Annotated in this window: 15 protein-coding genes; 9 read left to right on the top strand and 6 right to left on the bottom strand. The window is 33.0% G+C overall.

Annotated features, from left to right (window positions below):
- The first annotated feature begins 8 nt into the window (after positions 1 to 8).
- Positions 9 to 404, top strand: coding sequence for an inner membrane protein YiaA (gene yiaA, locus C8C85_RS12835; RefSeq protein WP_116797411.1), 396 nt, complete (start codon positions 9 to 11; stop codon positions 402 to 404).
- A 65-nt stretch (positions 405 to 469) separates the two neighbouring features.
- On the opposite strand, the gene carB is transcribed toward yiaA, so the two are convergent.
- Positions 470 to 3,325, bottom strand: a complete 2,856-nt coding sequence (gene carB / locus C8C85_RS12830; RefSeq protein WP_116797410.1) for a carbamoyl-phosphate synthase large subunit — start codon at positions 3,323 to 3,325, stop codon at positions 470 to 472.
- Between the two features lie 153 nt (positions 3,326 to 3,478).
- A complete protein-coding gene (gene rpmH, locus C8C85_RS12825) occupies positions 3,479 to 3,640 on the bottom strand; it encodes a 50S ribosomal protein L34 (protein WP_008464848.1) in 162 nt (53 codons plus the stop codon).
- Between the two features lie 166 nt (positions 3,641 to 3,806).
- Here rpmH and C8C85_RS12820 point away from each other — a divergent pair, with 166 nt between their 5' ends.
- Together C8C85_RS12820 and C8C85_RS12815 are read left to right on the top strand one after the other, a co-directional pair.
- Positions 3,807 to 4,322, top strand: coding sequence for a DUF2892 domain-containing protein (locus tag C8C85_RS12820; protein WP_116797409.1), 516 nt, complete (start codon positions 3,807 to 3,809; stop codon positions 4,320 to 4,322).
- 172 nt (positions 4,323 to 4,494) lie between these two features.
- Entirely contained in the window at positions 4,495 to 5,190 is a 696-nt protein-coding gene (locus C8C85_RS12815; RefSeq protein ID WP_116797408.1) for a TlpA family protein disulfide reductase, read from the top strand.
- Between the two features lie 39 nt (positions 5,191 to 5,229).
- Here C8C85_RS12815 and C8C85_RS12810 read toward each other — a convergent pair whose 3' ends face one another.
- A complete protein-coding gene (locus tag C8C85_RS12810; RefSeq protein WP_116797407.1) occupies positions 5,230 to 5,907 on the bottom strand; it encodes an alpha/beta hydrolase in 678 nt (225 codons plus the stop codon).
- Positions 5,908 to 6,278: 371 nt separating this feature from the next.
- On the opposite strand from C8C85_RS12810, the gene C8C85_RS12805 reads away from it, so the two are divergent.
- Entirely contained in the window at positions 6,279 to 6,581 is a 303-nt protein-coding gene (locus C8C85_RS12805; RefSeq protein ID WP_116797406.1) for a GNAT family N-acetyltransferase, read from the top strand.
- Between the two features lie 60 nt (positions 6,582 to 6,641).
- On the opposite strand, the gene C8C85_RS12800 is transcribed toward C8C85_RS12805, so the two are convergent.
- The 3 genes from C8C85_RS12800 to C8C85_RS12790 form a co-directional block, all read right to left on the bottom strand.
- The gene (locus C8C85_RS12800) at positions 6,642 to 7,736 is read right to left on the bottom strand and encodes a hypothetical protein (protein ID WP_116797405.1); all 1,095 of its coding nucleotides are present in this window, start codon (positions 7,734 to 7,736) and stop codon (positions 6,642 to 6,644) included.
- A 116-nt stretch (positions 7,737 to 7,852) separates the two neighbouring features.
- A complete protein-coding gene (locus C8C85_RS12795) occupies positions 7,853 to 9,190 on the bottom strand; it encodes an amidohydrolase (RefSeq protein ID WP_207786931.1) in 1,338 nt (445 codons plus the stop codon).
- Positions 9,191 to 9,300: 110 nt separating this feature from the next.
- Positions 9,301 to 10,389 (bottom strand): calcium:proton antiporter, encoded by a 1,089-nt coding sequence (locus C8C85_RS12790; protein ID WP_116797404.1) that lies wholly within the window; start codon positions 10,387 to 10,389, stop codon positions 9,301 to 9,303.
- Between the two features lie 446 nt (positions 10,390 to 10,835).
- On the opposite strand from C8C85_RS12790, the gene C8C85_RS12785 reads away from it, so the two are divergent.
- From C8C85_RS12785 to C8C85_RS12770, 5 genes are all read left to right on the top strand, one after another.
- Positions 10,836 to 11,525, top strand: coding sequence for a DUF5692 family protein (locus C8C85_RS12785; RefSeq protein WP_116797403.1), 690 nt, complete (start codon positions 10,836 to 10,838; stop codon positions 11,523 to 11,525).
- Positions 11,525 to 11,665 (top strand): hypothetical protein, encoded by a 141-nt coding sequence (locus C8C85_RS18470; RefSeq protein ID WP_165818123.1) that lies wholly within the window; start codon positions 11,525 to 11,527, stop codon positions 11,663 to 11,665. The genes C8C85_RS12785 and C8C85_RS18470 overlap by 1 nt, the downstream gene beginning before the upstream one ends.
- A gap of 121 nt (positions 11,666 to 11,786) precedes the next feature.
- Entirely contained in the window at positions 11,787 to 13,172 is a 1,386-nt protein-coding gene (locus C8C85_RS12780; RefSeq protein WP_116797402.1) for a TolC family protein, read from the top strand.
- Between the two features lie 9 nt (positions 13,173 to 13,181).
- Positions 13,182 to 14,141 (top strand): HlyD family secretion protein, encoded by a 960-nt coding sequence (locus C8C85_RS12775; protein ID WP_116797401.1) that lies wholly within the window; start codon positions 13,182 to 13,184, stop codon positions 14,139 to 14,141.
- 68 nt (positions 14,142 to 14,209) lie between these two features.
- On the top strand, positions 14,210 to 15,304 hold the full coding sequence (locus C8C85_RS12770) for an ABC transporter permease (RefSeq protein ID WP_317046345.1): 1,095 nt from the start codon (positions 14,210 to 14,212) through the stop codon (positions 15,302 to 15,304).
- Positions 15,305 to 15,325: the final 21 nt, after the last annotated feature.

Here is a 15,325-nt window from a genome sequence, read left to right as displayed (position 1 = left end):
AATTAAACATGGTACAAAAAACATCTAATGCCTTTATAGCGGCATCTTGGGTAGCTCTTGGAGCTGGAACAGTTGGATATATAGCTGGGCTTGCCAGAGCTGAAATGCTTTTAAATGAAAAAGGGTATTATTTTACAGTCTTAATGTTTGGCCTTTTTGCTGTGGTTTCATTGCAAAAAAGTGTTAGAGACAGACTTGAAAAACTTCCGGTAACCGATATTTATTACAGTATTTGTTGGTTCGGAACTATTCTATCAATCGTATTATTAACAGTTGGACTTTGGAATGCGACAATTTTACCAAGCGAAAAAGGCTTTTATGCTTTTGCTTTTTTATTAGCCTTGTTTGGTGCTATTTCTGTTCAGAAAAACACTAGAGACAATATGGCTTTCTCAAACGAGTAAAACTTAAAAAAAATCAACAAAAAAGCCCCAAAAAATTGGGGCTTTTTCAATATATAAACTCGAGCTTATTTACTCAAATACATTTTTCTTCTAGAGTACAATTCGTAGAATTGATCATCTTTCAAATCATCAATAAACAAGATACTTTCTCCTGTTGATTTCATCTCTGGCCCTAATGCTTTGTTCACATTTTGGAATTTACTGAAAGAGAAAACCGGTTGTTTGATAGCATACCCTTTTAATTTTGGATTAAAATCAAAATCAGTTACTTTATTGTGTCCCAACATTACTTTTGTAGCGTAGTTAACATAAGGTTCACCATAAGCTTTTGCAATAAATGGAACTGTACGAGACGCTCTAGGATTCGCTTCAATAATATAAACGGTATCGTCTTTTATCGCAAACTGTATATTGATTAAACCTACTGTTTTTAAAGCTTTGGCAATTTTATGAGTGTGATCTTTTATCTGTTGCATTACAAATTCACCCAAGTTGAAAGGTGGCAAAGTAGCATTACTGTCACCAGAGTGTACTCCACAAGGCTCGATATGCTCCATTATACCTATAATATAAACATTACCATCAGCATCACAAATCGCATCCGCTTCGGCTTCGATTGCTCCAGCCAAATAATGGTCTAAAAGCAATTTGTTTCCTGGAATTGTTTTCAATAAATTGATTACATGCTCCTCTAATTCTTGCTTGTTGATTACAATTTTCATTCCTTGACCTCCTAATACATAAGAAGGACGAATCAATAAAGGAAAGTCTAAAGTATCTGCTAATGCCGAAGCCTCGTCTGCAGTTTCTGCAATTCCAAATTGCGGGAAAGGAATTTTTAATTCGGTCAACAATTCAGAGAAACGCCCTCTATCTTCGGCTAAATCAAGAGCATCAAAACTAGTTCCGATGATTTTTACTCCGTATTTAGATAATTTTTCAGCCAATTTCAAGGCAGTTTGTCCTCCTAATTGCACAATTACTCCTTCCGGTTTTTCGTGTTGGATAATATCATAAATATGTTCCCAGAATACAGGCTCAAAATACAATTTATCGGCTGTGTCAAAATCAGTCGAAACCGTTTCTGGATTACAGTTAATCATGATAGTTTCATATCCGCATTCTTTGGCGGCAAGAACTCCGTGTACACAAGAGTAATCAAACTCGATTCCTTGCCCAATTCGGTTTGGTCCTGAACCCAAAACAACAATTTTCTTTTTGTCGGTTACAACACTTTCGTTGTCAACATAACGTTCACCATTGGCTTTTTCAATTTCAGCCTCAAAAGTAGAGTAATAATAAGGTGTTTTAGCTTGAAACTCGGCTGCGCAAGTATCAACCAATTTGAATACACGGTTGATGTCCATTGTCATACGCAAAGCATGAACTTCGCTTTCCAGACAATTCATCATGTGAGCGATTTGTCTGTCGGCAAATCCTTTTTGCTTTGCTTCAAGTAAAAGTTCTTTTGGTAAATTAGAAACCTTATAGTTTGAAATTTCTTTTTCTAAAGTATATAGTTCTTCGTATTGTTTCAAGAACCACATATCGATTTTTGTGATTTCATGAATACGGCTCAATGGAATTCCCATTGCAATAGCATCATAAATTACGAAAACACGATCCCAACTTGCAAAAGTCAATTTCTCGATAATTTGCTCGTAGTTTGTATATCCTTTTCCGTCGGCACCAAGACCGTTTCTTTTTATTTCTAATGATTGAGTGGCTTTGTGAAGAGCTTCTTGGAACGAACGTCCAATTCCCATCACCTCTCCTACCGATTTCATTTGAAGTCCCAAAGTTCTGTCAGCCCCTTCAAATTTATCAAAGTTCCAACGTGGTATTTTTACAATTACATAATCTAAAGTTGGTTCAAAAAGAGCCGAAGTAGATTTGGTAATTTGATTTTGCAATTCATCTAAGTTGTATCCTAAAGCCAGTTTAGAAGCAATTTTTGCAATTGGGTAACCTGTCGCTTTTGAAGCCAAAGCAGATGAACGAGATACACGAGGATTGATTTCAATCGCAACGATATCTTCTTTTTCATCTGGCGAAACGGCAAACTGCACGTTACAACCTCCTGCAAAGTTTCCAATACTGCGCATCATCAAGATAGCATAATCACGTAATTTTTGGAATGTCGTATCCGACAACGTCATAGCTGGCGCCACAGTAATTGAATCTCCAGTATGAATTCCCATTGGATCCATATTTTCGATAGAACAGATAATCACAACATTGTCGTTTTTATCTCTCAATAACTCTAATTCGTATTCTTTCCATCCTATCAAAGCTTTGTCAATCAAAACTTCGTGAATAGGTGACATCTCCAATCCGTAAGTCAGTTTTTCGTCAAATTCTTCTTTAGTATGTACAAATGCTGCTCCAGTTCCTCCAAGAGTAAAAGAAGGACGAATTACTAATGGAAAACCAAATTCCTGTGCAATTTCTTTTCCTTCCAGAAAAGAAGTAGCTGTTTTTGCTGGTGCAGTAGGAACATTTATTTTTTGAAGCAATTGTTTGAACTGCTCTCTATCTTCAGTAATATTGATGGCATTTACATCTACACCAATCATTCGAACTCCGAAATCTTGCCAAATTCCTTTTTCGTCTGCTTCCAAACATAAGTTCAAAGCTGTTTGTCCTCCCATAGTTGGAAGTACCGCATCAATCTGCGGGTGTGCTTTAAGAATCTCAATAATAGACTTAGTCGTCAATGGCTTCAAATAAACATGATCCGCCATAGATGGGTCGGTCATAATTGTTGCTGGATTGGAATTGATTAAGATTACTTCAATCCCTTCTTCACGAATGGAACGGGCTGACTGTGAACCTGCATAATCAAATTCACATGCTTGACCAATAACTATCGGACCTGAACCTATTATTAAAACTGATTTTATAGATGTATCTTTTGGCATTTTATTATGTGTTGTAGTTGTTGTTTTTTTATCACTTAAAATTTAAAATTTGTTAGAAAAACTCAAATTTCAAACTTAATACAGCAGTACCGCTTGGGTATAAAAAAAGGCGATACTAAAAAAAGTAACGCCTTATAGATGTTTATACAAACATTATTTTTTGTGTCTTGGTTCGCTAGAAACAGTCAACTTATGTCTTCCTTTAGCTCTTCTACGCGCTAGAACTTTTCTTCCATTAGCAGAAGCCATTCTATCCATAAATCCGTGTTTATTTCTTCTTTTTCTTTTCGATGGTTGAAACGTTCTTTTGCTCATTGCTTTGTATGTTTAAAAATCTTAATTAAGTATCTATTTATTTTTGAATAACCATTATTCTAAAACCGAGTGCAAATATACAAAGACTTTTTTTTCTGGCAAGTAGTTTTTAAAAAATATTTTTAAATCCTTTTACTATCTTTGTAACCACAAATCTTTACATATTATGTTTCATAAAAATATCAAACTTATTCTCGCTGGACTTATTATAATCACTAGCATTTGGCAATTTACAGAAAGCAATATAGGAAACGGAATTTTCCTTATTATATTGTCCGGAATCCCAGTTTTTTTATATTTCAAAAACGAACTTATTCTACTTGCCTTCTTAAAACTAAGAAAACAAGACTTTGAAGGAGCCAAAAAATGGTTAGCTTACATCAAAAATCCTGAAACAGCTTTGGTTAGAAAGCAACAAGGATATTTCAATTACCTACATGGTATTATGCTTTCGCAAACAAATATCAACCAAGCTGAAAAATATTTCAAAAAGGCAATCGAACTAGGATTATCAATGGACATGGATTTGGCAGTTGCCAAATTAAACTTAGCTGGTGTCGCAATGACTCGCAGAAGAAAATTAGAAGCTACCTCTTTATTGAATGAAGCAAAAAAATTAGACAAGCAAAACATGCTTAAAGAGCAGATTGCTATGATGAAAGAGCAAATGAAAAAAATATAAACTTCAAGTTTAAAACACTTATTCTCATTATATTATAAAAGTCATCCTTGTTTTAGGATGACTTTTTTTACATCGTAAGTATTACATCGGATTAATATGTTGTTCAACGTTATTTTTGTGTTATTAAATACAAACAAGATATTTTAGCCAACCGTTTCATACCTACTGATTTATGCGCAGATTTTTACTTACACTAATTGTATCTTTATTCTTTACGGCATCATATTGCCAAGACACAATTACATACCTAACTGATGCTATAAAAGAAAACATAAATCCTTATAAAAGAGCAAGCAATAACGCTTACGAAAAAAGAAACATTGAGGAAGGCAAAAACCTTTTTGACTCCTTAGTAAAAAACAAACTCATCGGAACAAAATTTGATGATTTTAGTTTAAAAGTTTACAAAGAAAAAAACGTAAAAATTAACCGAATCTCCAAGCCTATTTTCATCATCACTTACGCTTCTTGGTGCGTAATTCCAAAAGGAGAGATTCCCGCTTTAAATATATTAGCTAAAGAACATCGTGATGACATGCAATTTATTGTAGTGTTTTGGGATAAAAAAAGTGATCTAAAAAATATCGCCTATAAATTTAGTGACAATATTAAAGTCTGTTATGCCAATGAATACTATTCAAAAGACACTCATATTGTGGCAACCATTAAGCACACTTTAGGTTTTCCAACCTCAATTTTTGTTGATGAAAATAAATATGTTGTCAACATTAAACATTTTGAAAGTAAAACAAAAATAAAAACTCCTATTAAAGAAGCCATTATCACCAGCTATAATTACTTCAGCAAAGACATTAATGAAAATCTCATGAAAGCTTTAACCAGTAAAAAAAGCTTCACCACTAATTAATTATTTCTTTTCACTTCGTTTTATTATTATATTGTTTAACTATAATTCTTCACCACTATATTGGTCCAGAATAATTTTAGGCAAATTTGCATTCAACCATTTACATTTCATTAAAATCATGACGTGAGTACCGCCTTTAACGACTATACAATTAGTAATATTTTTAATTGGAAAAACATCGTCTGCATCTCCATGAATATGTATCACATTTTGATCAACAACAGACCTATCCCACAAAATAACTTGCTCAATAGCCCAATCCAGATATCGCTTATCTCGTACCGAAAGAAATTTTTCATATAATTTAAGCCTTTCACTTACTTTTTTGCCAAAAGAAAATTTGGCTAGACTTTCAATATTTTGAACTAAACCAACTGGAATTAATTTATAAGCTTTCGTGCTTTTTGCAATTAGCATTCTTTTGGGAAACTCCAAATTACTTTTTACACTGGAAATAATTATAACTTTACGTACCGAAATAAATCGTGCCATTTCCTGAACCAAAATACCGCCAAAAGAAACACCTATCAAAACTGGATTTTGATGTTTAATCTTTTCCGTCATTCGTTTGGCATAATCTTGCAAAGATTCTTTCTCTAATGGAATTTCCCATTCTAAAAAAAACATTTCAAATTCTGATTCAGGGAGTTTTATCCTTTCAAAAATAGAAACACTCGCCGCCAAACCAGGCATAAAATAAACCGGAACTTTATTCATAACTAATTAACCATTAATCAATATTAGTTTTTACCATACCATTTTTTAAAATTAAATATTTTATTCCCATTTACAGGTTACTTGAAGATATATTTCACATTTAAAACAAGAACCAAAAAATAATCCGCATCAACTAATGCACGCTTTTTAAAAATTCAGTTTCGTAAGTTAATCACAAAAACTTTTGCGACTGATTATCAAATCATTACCTTTGCACTTTATATAACAAATTCAGTGCACAAAAATTACTTCAACACTAATTTAAATTTATAATATAGAAGATAAAGCTTACTTAAAATGTAGTTTTAATGTTTTATGTACTACTTAAAAAACAAACAACAACTCATTATTTGCATCAATAAAACCCAAAAATGGAAACTACAACAAAATTAGAGATTAAAGACAATGCTTTTGCCCGACAATTTGAAACAAAAGTAGAAACTGGAATTGTTTCTGTTGAGTATTCTTTTCAGGAGAAAAAAATATTTTTAACCAAGATTAACGTTCCTGAAAATTACAATGACGAAGAACTAATTTCTAATTTCCTAAAGAACATCATGGAAACTGCTATTGAAAAAAAATTAAAAGTAGTGCCTATTCTTCCTAAAATTGTTGCTTTCTTTAAAAAAAACCCAATCTACAAAGAATTGCTTCCACCAGGGATACGGATATAATAAAAAAGAGCCAGTTTATTAATAAACTGGCTCTTTTTGTAAATCCTAAACTTTGCAATTCTATTTATTCCTTTGAGAAGATTGCCTTGTAGTTGAATTATGTGTAGAAGTTCGAGTATTTTCCGGTCTTGCAGACGGAGACACAGGACGTGTTGTCGAAGGTGACGTAGGTCGAGTTGATGGTGATATCGGACGAGTCGCAGGACGTGTTGTTGATGGTGACGTAGGCTTAGTTGATGGCGTTGTTGGTCGAGTCGTCGGACGTGTCGTCGATGGTGAAGTAGGGCGAGTTGCAGGCGTTGTTGGACGAGTTGACGGACGATTATTAGTTGTAGTTGACGGTCTTGTTGTTGGAATATTTGGTTTTCTATAATTATTCCCATTATACGTCCTTTTATAATTGCCGTTTCTCGTATTGTTCACCACTATAACAGATGTACTTCTTCTGGAATAATAATTATTATAATGAGATGGATAATGATAATAAGGTGGTCTATAATAATGATTGTGGTAATGGTAATGATTATGATAATAGACACTAAAATACAATGGCGCCCATGGTCTAAAATAATGGGGGTAATATCCATAATAATAAGGCGGATAATATGGCACGTAAACTGGTGAATACAAATAAACCACTACAGGACTTGTAACCACATTAACTGTTGTTGTCACAACCTTTTCTGTTCCTGTATAACCCGGATTTATCGTAGTGGTAGTGTTTTTTGAATCAAGAGGTTCTACCACATAATTTTTACCATATAAATTTTCATCTCCAACTATTTGAACTGAAATATTCTTATTTTTGTCTTTGTTTACAAAAACTACAGCTACATCTTGTATGTCATTTTTATTGGGTTCAACTTGAAGAATAAACATAAAATTGTTGCCCTCTTTTTCGGTTTTCACTTTAATAAAATCAACTTTTCCATCATTATCCAAATCCAAATTGTTGATTTTAGAGTTTTCATCATTTAATGATTCCTCAAATTTCTCAATAGTGGTTGAATTCTGAAAAACATCCAAAACGGCATATAAATTTAGATCGTCACCAGGCAAACCCAAAGCTTCCGGCTCTTCATTGGATTGCGAATATCCCGCATAACCAATAAAAATAATCAAGATTATAGATAAATAATACTTTCCTTTTTTCATAATAAAGTCTTTACGTAAAAAATTAAAATCGTTAACTTTTGTTATTTGACCAATTAAAGCAACAAAGGTTTAATCATCTTCAATACTTTATAACTTAACCCCCATAAAATTCGTTTTTACTTTTTAAAAATTTCTAATAAAGCGGTTGTTCCGAGAGTAACACCTAGTGGAATTGAGCTTAAATCTACTTCAAAGTTACTATTGTGATTAAAAAACGGAAACATCTTACCCTCTTTAGCCGCCTTTTCTGTAGCATCTTTATTAGCAACACCAACCAGCATATAGTCATAAACTGGTTTCGGATTATGAATTACTAAATGATGAAAATCTTCAGACCCCATAACGGCAGGAATATTTTTGATATTTTTTTCTGGCACAATGACCGCTTCTAACGCTTTATTTACTTTGTCTACCATAACTTCATTATTGACCAGTGGATATGCCATTCCTTTCATGGTTAATGTTGGATACAATTCTTTGGGTAAATCATAGGCAAAGGCAATACTTTCATTTATACGTTTAATTCCGTTTAGCATTAGGATACGATCTTGTTCATTAAACCAGCGCAAATTAAGTTTGAGTAGTGCCGAACCAGGGATTACATTATTATCAATTCCCGATTGAAAAGAACCTACAGTGATCACAGCAGCGTTTTGTGGGTCAATGGCCCGACTTATTATGGTTTGATATTCAATTACGGCAGCTGCTCCCATCAAAATTGGGTCTTTTGCAACGTGAGGAGAAGATCCATGACCTCCAATTCCATAAAATGTGACATCCAGCACATCCATACCTGCCATTCTTTTTCCGCTACCATTTGAAATATAACCAACTGGGAATGGAGCCGTGTGCATGCCAAATAAATAATCGGGTACAGGGACTCCTTTTTCATACATTTTATCATTAATCATAGCTTCTGCTCCTTCACCCAACTCTTCAGCTGGCTGCCCCACCATTACCAAAGTTCCACTCCAGGATTTTTTTAAAGCTACCATGGCTTTAGCAATACCTAACATCCAAATTGTATGGGCGTCATGTCCGCAGGCATGCATCGCAGGCACATCCTCACCTGCTCTGTTTTTTACTAATTTATTGTTTGCGTATGCAACTCCAGTCGTTTCTTGAACTGAATTACAATCCATATCGGCGCGATACATCACAACAGGACCATTGCCGTTTTTCAAAACACCTACTACACCTGTTTTACCAATTCCAGTTTTAACCTCAAATCCTAAAGCTTTTAATTCTTTGGCAACAATAGCGGCAGTTCGTACCTCCATGAAACCTAATTCCGGATTTGCATGTATGTCTTTAAACATCTCTACTAATCTTTTAGTATCAGTATCAACTAGTTTATTTAATTCTGGGTTTGATATATTTGATTGCGCAACTATTGCATTTTCGATGAGCAATAATAAAAGTATTGATAAAAAAAATGTCTTATTGTTTTTCATGATTTTATTATTTAATCGTTATTCTACAAACTTATTTCCCTTCATTTACTCATTAAAAGTCTTTAATTTTATAGTGATAAAAACGAATTGCAATTAAATACAAAACCAATCTAAGGTACTATTGTTGTAAATAAATAGATCGAAAATATAACCAACAAAACAACTCCTTGAATAGAAGTTGTTTTACCTGTTCGCAATGAAAGTGACAATATAAAAAGTGAAAGAATAAATAAAACTGTAGATTTCGAATCAATCCCTAAAGTAAGAGGCAAACCATAATATAAGGAAACAAAAGCAACAGCAGGAATTGTCAATCCTATACTGGCAAGAGCAGAACCTAATGCTAAATTCAAACTGGACTGCAATCGGTTTTTTCGGGCAGCATGTAAAGCAGATAACCCTTCGGGCAATAAAACTACCATTGCTATGATAATCCCAACCACAGATTTTGGAGCACCTACCGCATCTATTCCTACTTCTACACTTGGCGAAAGAGCTTTAGCAGATAGTACAACTGCCACCAAACCAATTAAGAGCAATATCGAGCTTATTATACTTACTTTTTTAGAAGGGGGAGCTTTATGTAGTTCTTGTTTAACCTCTGTATTTTCAGGTAAAAAATAATCACGATGTTTTACAGTTTGCATCAGTAAGAATGAGCAATAAAGTACTAGTGATATGATTGCTACAAAAAACAACTGATTTGAATTATACAAAGGACCAGAAATACTAGTGGTATAATTAGGCAGTATAAGTGTTAGAACAGATATTGCTGTGAATACTGTCAATGTAGCACTTACTCCATCCAATCGGTATTTTTGTTCCTTAAATTTAATTCCTCCTATCAATAAACATCCACCGACAATCCCATTTATGATAATCATTTCGGAGGCAAATATGGTATCTCTAGCCAAAACTGCTGTGTCTTTTCCACCAGCCAACATTAAAGAAACTATTAATGCAACCTCGATTGTTGTTATAGCTATAGCCAAAACTAAAGTTCCCAGCGGTTCACCAACACTTAGCGCAATAACTTCCGAATGATGAACTGCAGCTAAAATACACACTATTAGACTTACAGTTAAAAGCATTAAGTACCAACCTCCAAAGTTTAATTGCAATCCTGCATAAATAATACAAGTTAAAATTGGTGCTATAACACTCCAAAAGGGTAGATTATCAGTAAGATCTTTTTCCATACCAGCTTCATTATTTTAATAATCAACCACAATAGTAAAAAACAACAACCTTAGCTATAAAATTTTGATAACAATAATTATTTGACTAATTGTTTAATCAAGACGCTAATCAAATATAAACAACATTAATTGAATGCAAATGAGCATTTCGTTTTTTAACAAGTGTTTTTTATGTAAATGAATAAAAAAATTCAAAACATAATTTTCTTGATTCATTTAAATTTTATAGCATTTTAAAACATTATTTAATTAAAAAAAACAGACAATATTTTAAAATATTATATTTTTTTTAAATGATTTTAAAACGCAATTCTTATTCTAAAATTAAAATTTGCACACAAACTATTACAATTAAACAAAAACATTAAAATTTAACATTTGTTCAATATTAATAGCAAAACATTAATCTAACTTTATGATTACTAGTAAATTAAAAAAATAATATTATGGAAAAAATTATTCATGTGGTATCAATTTTTCTTAGCTTATTAATTTTGAACGAAGTTTTTAGACGATCCAAATGGCTTTCAATTATTGTTTTTGTAGGTCTTGCTGGTGTATTAACATTTACAATATGGCCGACAGCAGCAGATCATCCAGATGCTACCATAAACACTTGGTTCCACACAGCCAAATTGTATTCAGCAATTGCTGGAGCTCTTATTTTTATAGTTATTCGATATACAAAATGGGGCGAAAATAATAACTTACTTATTTTTCCCGCATTAATCCTTGCCATAAACATACTAGAAGCTTCTGCAAGAGATTTTGAACTTGGCGGACAAAATGGCGGAATATGGCATTATCTCAATGGTGCGGCTGGTATACTTTCTATTATAACCATATCTGGATGGTTGGGTATGAATGTTACAAAAGACAATATAAAAGACATGATTTGGCCTGACATGCTTGTATTTTGGATAATTGCTTATGACATTTGGAATTTTGCTTACATTTATTTCTGCGTACCACAACATACTTTTTACAATGTTGCCGTATTATTTTCTTGTACCGTTCCTGCTTTATTTATCAAAAAAGGTACTTGGCTTCAGGCTCGCGCCATTACCTTAAGCGCTTGGATGATGCATCTTTTCACATTCAATTACTATGTTGAGGCAATTCAAAAACCTATATAATGCCAGAATATAATGAAACTATGTTATTAATTGTAGGTTTTATTAGTTTTGGTGTCAATGCTGCGTTTGCCTATATACATTTCTCCAAAATGATTAAAGACAAACGATTTGGTTTTGGTCAAGAAGTACACGTGAATTAACAAAAAAGAATATTAAATAAAAAACAGAATAATAGTACAACAATTCTCTTTTTTACTTAAATTTATACTATTAAGCATTGTACATTTTCTAAAGTTTATAAAATTATAAAAATCAATTTTAATGAATAAGAAAATTATTTACCTATCCATTTTTTGTTTATTCCTAACAAATTTATATTCTCAGATAATAGTTTCTACAAGTCTTGAAGAAGCTATTAACAAAGCTATAGATAAAAACATTTCGCTTAAAAATTCAACAATAGAAATTGAGAAATTAAACCTTCAGGAAAAAGGGATTCGCAATAAATATATCCCAACTGTAGAAGCCTACGCACTATACTCTTATTTTGACAGCAACTTAACGCTAGACCTTCCCACATCAACTATTCCAATTGTAAATATCCCGCTGTTCAACGACAAAGCAACTTATGATAACTCGGGTAATTTTTTTATAGGCAGTGTTATGGCAAAAAGCGTATTATTTAGCGGAATGCAAATACCCAATGGAGCCAATGCAGTCAAACAAAAAGCCATAGGAACAGCTTACCTAAAAGACTCCGAGAAAGACGCCATCATCAAAGATGTAATTAACACTTTTGATCAATTGCGATTAATTAACGAAACCGAAAAACTAATTAATGATAGTGACAAAAGGTTGAATACCGAAACCAAAAGAGTTTCAAAGGCCATTGAACTGGGGCTAGCCATTCCTTATGACAGGGATAAAATAAAACTAGCACTGTTAGAATTAGAATCTAAAAGAATAGAATTAAATGGAAAACGAGCATTACTCTATAAAAAACTCGAGTACCTAACCGGTTATTCCAACACAGAAATTAATACTGTACAATACGAAATTGTACCCTATGTTCTTTTTGATACCAATTTAGCCACTGACAATAAACAAGAAATCAAAGCTTTAGAATCATTTAAATTGGCAAGTGAGTATTTATTAAAAAAAGAAAAAGGAACTTACCTACCTACCGTTGGCGCATTTGGAGGCATTACTTATTCCAGTATATTTGATTTGAAAGGAACTACTTCAACAGTTCCTATTATAAATCAACCACTAAGTCTTGGAGTAAATGAATTTTCACTAAACCCATTGTTAATGGTTGGAGCCGCTATGAAATGGGAAATTTTTGCAGGCTTTGAAAGAGAACACAAAATACACGAAGCCAAGCTAAATATCGAAAAAGTTCAAAATCAAATTGATGATACCAAACAAAAACTGCAATTACTGCTAGAAAACAACATTGTAAACTATCAGGTATTATTGAAAAAAATTGAAATTTCAAATCAGCAAGAAAAAGTAGCTAAAAACAATTTAAACTTAGCTTCCAAACAATACAAAGAAGGCCTTATCAATGTTTCGGAACTATTAGAAGCCGAAAATGATTCCTTTAAAGTATCCACCACCAAATTAAACACCTTAATAGAAGAGCGATTAGCAGCTATTGAAACTATTATAACTACTGGAGAATTGTCTAAAAAATTATCTAAATAAACATTATTTATGAAAAGAGCTATCACCATACTGTTCCTGATATTGATTGCATTAAGCTGTAATAAACCTAAAAACAATACCCTATTACAAGGAAAAGTAGAGAATGAACAACTTGCAGTAGTAAGTAAGATTCCTGGTAAAATAATTAAAATATTGGTAAAAGAAGGTGACTTTGTAAAAAAAGGCGACACCTTAGCCATCCTTGATATCCCCGAAGTAGACGCCAAAAAAAGTCAAGCCGAAGGTGCTGTAATAAGTGCAAAAGCACAATATTCGATGGCACTAAAGGGTGCTACAGACAACCAAATCAAACAACTTGAAGCCAAAAAAATGGGACTGAAAGAGCAATATGAGTTTGCCCAAAAATCAATAAACAGATTAAGCAATATGCTCAAAGATTCCTTAGTTTCCCAACAAACTTTTGATGAAACATTTGCAAAATATCAAGGAGCACAAGCTCAATATAATGCTGTATTAGCCGAAATTGACGAAGCCAAAAAAGGGGCTAGAATCGAACAACAAACAATGGCTTTGGGTCAACAAGACAGAGCATACGGCGCTTTGCAGGAAGTAGAATCTGCCAACAAAGAGCGCTTTGTAATAGCACCTCAAGATATGAGTATTGAAACCATAACACTTAACTTGGGAGAACTAGCCTTGCCAGGTTATACTTTATTTAATGGTTACATAAGTAATAGCACCTACTTCCGATTTACAGTACAGGAGAGCCAACTTTCCGGATTCAAAAAAGGACAAGAAATAACCATCAATATCCCCAATTCAGACAGAAAAATAAACGGAAAAATCACAATCATTAAACAATTGGGTTCATACGGTAACATTGCAACCGCTTATCCCGATTATGAATTGCAAGAAAGCTTGTTTGAAGTAAAAATTACCCCTGTTAATATTAGCGAAGCAAAAGATTTAATTACCAAAACAACTGTAACTGTAACTTTATCATTATAATTATGCAAAATTTCTTTTCCCTCTTAAAAAGAGAATTTCAATTATTTTGGCAAAATAAAATCTTACGAATGCTCTTTATAGGGGCACCTTTATTGTATGCCGTTTTATTAGGATATGTGTACAGCAAAGGAAAAGCAACTGATTTACCCATAATCGTGGTAGATATGGATCAATCCGAAATGAGTTCGAAAGCTATTGAAATGTTTAATGATGACGAAGTTATAACTATCAAAGCACTTTTATTCGACAAGAATAATCTTTCAAAAATTGCGATTGACAATGAAGCCAATTGTATCGTAATTATTCCAAAAGATTTTCAAAAAATGGTGCTCACCAAACGGTATCCAGAAATAATAACTATTGTCAATACTGCAAATATTCTAACGGCAAATTTTTCATCAAATGCTATACAGGTTTGTTTAGGAACCTTAAAAGTAGGCGTTCAAATGGAAACCTTAAGAAAGCAAGGCGTACCGGAAAAACTATTAGCATCACAATATGAGCCTTTCAAAACCACTTTTGTTAAAAAAAACAACCGCAGCAGCAATTACTTATATTACTTATGGCCAGGTGTTTTGGCAGCTGTTTTACAACAAGTCATATTATTGGCTCTAGCCTTATCTTTTGCCTCGGAATTTGAGAATGGAACTTTTAAAATTTTAGTTGAACAATGCCCTTCGGTTTTAAAAATGATGAGCATAAAAATCGTTCCTTACCTTATTATGAGCTTTGGGGTTTGGTTACTGTATTGGATGTTTACCTTTTATTTCCGAATACCTTTTTTCGACAATTTACTCCAACTCACATTTGTGGCAGGAATATTCGTTCTATCTGTATCTTTCATCGGAATATTAGTGAGTATATTAATTCCAAATCAGCTTAAAGCTACCGAAATTTTAATGGTTATTGCAACTCCGAGCTTTATATTAAGTGGATTCAGTTGGCCATTAAGCCAAATGCCCAATTGGGTACAAGGCGTTGCCAATGTAATTCCTTTGACACATTTTTTGAAAGCTTTCAGAATATTAATTATTGAGAATGGTACGCTCTCACAAACTTGGGATTCCATTAAAAACATGATTATCATAGGAAGTGTTTGTGCGGTTTGGGCTTACATCGCTTTGTATTTTAAGAAAAAATCAGTTCTAAAAAGTGACCTATAAAAAACAAAGGCAAGAGAAATG

It is taken from the genome of Flavobacterium sp. 103 (assembly GCF_003096795.1).
In the GTDB taxonomy this organism is placed as follows: domain Bacteria; phylum Bacteroidota; class Bacteroidia; order Flavobacteriales; family Flavobacteriaceae; genus Flavobacterium.
Note: the sequence above shows the minus strand (reverse complement) of the source record. Positions and strands in the feature narration are given on the sequence as shown.